Here is a 2462-nt window from a genome sequence, read left to right as displayed (position 1 = left end):
CCCGATGGCGGCGCACCCGCCGGGTGGCGATCAGGTGCGCAGCGATCCGTCCGACATCGCTGCCCTCGCGATCGAGGTAGTCGGCCAGCGCTGCCGCATCGGCGGCGAGCAGGTCCTCGTCGTGTGCGCTCAGCAGCACCGGGACCCGGCCGTCGGGCAGTCTGGCGACGGGCATCACGCGGCCCTGCCTTTCCGGTCGCCTTCGGGGACCGCGACCACGACATGGGTGTTCGTGCCGCTCATCCCGAACGCCGAGACCGCACCGAGCCGTACCCCGTCGACGGCCGGCCACGGCGTCAACTTGTCCGCGAGTCGCAGACCCTGGGACTCCCAGTCGATTTCGCGGCTACGCTCGTCGACGTGCAGCGTTGCCGGCACCGCAGCGTGTTCGGCGGCCAGCAACACCTTCGCCAGTCCGAGCGCACCTGCGGCGGCCTGCGTGTGCCCGACGTTGGACTTGACCGACCCCAACAGTGGTCCCTGCCCGGCAGTGCCGCTTCCGTATGTCGCTGCCAGCGAGCTCAGTTCGGTGCGGTCGCCGAGACGGGTACCCGTGCCGTGCCCCTCAACCATGCCCACGTCGTCGACGCCGACATCGGCGGTGGCGAGCGCGCGACGGAACAACCGGACCTGGGCGTCGTGGCTGGGAGCGGTCAACCCGACCGACCGGCCGTCGGAGTTCGCGCAACTTGCCCGGATTTCGGCGAGGATGCGGCGCCGGTCCCGGACGGCCGCCGATTTCCGCTGCAGGACGAACATTCCGGCCCCTTCGGCCCACACGGTGCCGCTCGCGTGGGCGCTGTAGGGGCGGCAATGCCCGTCGTCGGACAGGGCGTGCTGTTTGGAGAACTCCACGAAGTACCCGGGTGATCCCATCACGCAGATCCCGCCGGCCAGCGCGAGGTCACAGTCCCCGGAACGCAGCGCCTGCACCGCAAGGTGCACCGCCGACAGCGCCGAGGAACACGACGTGTCCACTGTCATCGCCGGACCGGTGAGTCCCAGCGTGTAGGCGATACGCCCGGAGATCACCCCCAACGACGTGCCGGTGATCAGATGCCCACTGTGGTGGGAGAACTCGGCCATCGCGGGCCCGTAGCGCATATCGGAAGCGCCGACATAACAGCCGACGTCGTGCCCGGCGAGATCGTCGGGATTGATGACTGCGTCCTCCAAGGCGCGCCACGCGACCCGCAGCGCGACCCGCTGCTGGGGGTCCATGGCGACGGCCTCGCGTCGGGAGATCCCGAAGAACTCGGGATCGAAGGTGCCCGCGCCGGCGAGGAAACCACCGAGGTTGTGGATGCGTTTGAAGCCCTCCCGGCGCGAACCGTCGAGCAGCTCGCGGATCGACCAGCCGCGGTCGTCGGGGAACGGGGTCAGTGCCTCGCGCTGTTCGGCCAGCAGAGCCCAATAGTCGGCGGTGTTCTCCACCCCGCCGGGCGCCTCGACGGCCAACCCGACGATGACGATCGTGTCGTCGGTCACGTGCAGCTCACCAGTTCGGCGACCTCGACGAGATGGTCGTCGACGTAGAAGTGGCCGCCGTCGAACAACGTGAACGTGAATGCGGCGTCGGTGTGGGATTCCCACCGCCGCAGCAGGTCCACCTCCACGCGATGGTCTGCGCGACCGCCGACCGCGTGGATGTCGGCCTTGATCCGCACACCTCGGTCGCACGAGTATCGGTTGAACGCCCGGTAATCGGCACGAACCGCGGGCAGGAGCAGCTCCAGGAAGTCCTCGTCCTCGAGCAGACGCGCATCGGTGCCGCCCATTTCGACGATATCGGCCAGCATCTCGCGGTCGGTGGTGGGCACCGGGCGGGACTCTGCGACGGTCGAGGGCGCCTGGCTCGCCGACGCCCACAGCTCGCGGACATCGATGCCCCGCCGCTGCGCCATCCGGGTGAACTCGAATCCCACGAGCGCGCCCATGCAGTGCCCGAACAACCTCAGTGGACCCAACCGCGCCCAGTCCGCAGCGGCGAGCATCTCGGCGGCGAGATCGTCGACGGTCTCCGGAGCGGGATGCGCCAGGCGTTCACCGCGCTGCGGATACTGGACGATGTAGGTGTCGACTCCATTGGCCGACAGCGCCATCGCGAAGTTGCGGTAGGCCGCGGCAGCTCCGCCGGCGTGCGGGAAGATGATCGTCGCCGTTCCCTGCCGGCCGGGAAATCTCTTGATCCACGGGGTGAGCTCGAGCGGATGCGCTTCGCCGATCATCGTCCAGGGGCCGAGTTGGTGTCGAGCGTGGAATGCAACTCCGCGGCTACGTCGGCAGCATCCATCGCCGCGACCTCGAGGTAGAGCCGGGCCACTTCGGCCAATCTGCCGCCGTAGGGTTCGGCCGCGCCGAGTCGGGCGGCGAGCGCCGCGGCGCTGCGGGTGGCGAAGATGTCGGCGACCATCACCGTCGGGGTGTCCAGCCATGTCCGGATCCGGGCCACCGCCTGGGTG

General features: G+C 69.4%; 3 protein-coding genes. All 3 read right to left on the bottom strand.

The window, feature by feature from the left end:
• Positions 1 to 174: 174 nt before the first annotated feature.
• Complete coding sequence (locus WA965_RS04095) at positions 175 to 1488, bottom strand: beta-ketoacyl [acyl carrier protein] synthase domain-containing protein (RefSeq protein WP_526297001.1); 1314 nt, start codon at positions 1486 to 1488, stop codon at positions 175 to 177.
• Entirely contained in the window at positions 1485 to 2228 is a 744-nt protein-coding gene (locus WA965_RS04090; RefSeq protein WP_526296999.1) for a thioesterase II family protein, read from the bottom strand. The genes WA965_RS04095 and WA965_RS04090 overlap by 4 nt, the downstream gene beginning before the upstream one ends.
• Positions 2225 to 2462 (bottom strand): hypothetical protein (locus tag WA965_RS04085; protein WP_526447117.1); only part of this gene is annotated, 238 nt, incomplete at its 5' end. The genes WA965_RS04085 and WA965_RS04090, both read right to left, overlap by 4 nt.

This window comes from Mycobacterium sp. (assembly GCF_049683935.1).
In the GTDB taxonomy this organism is placed as follows: domain Bacteria; phylum Actinomycetota; class Actinomycetes; order Mycobacteriales; family Mycobacteriaceae; genus Mycobacterium.
This window is presented reverse-complemented; position numbering and strand designations above follow the sequence as displayed.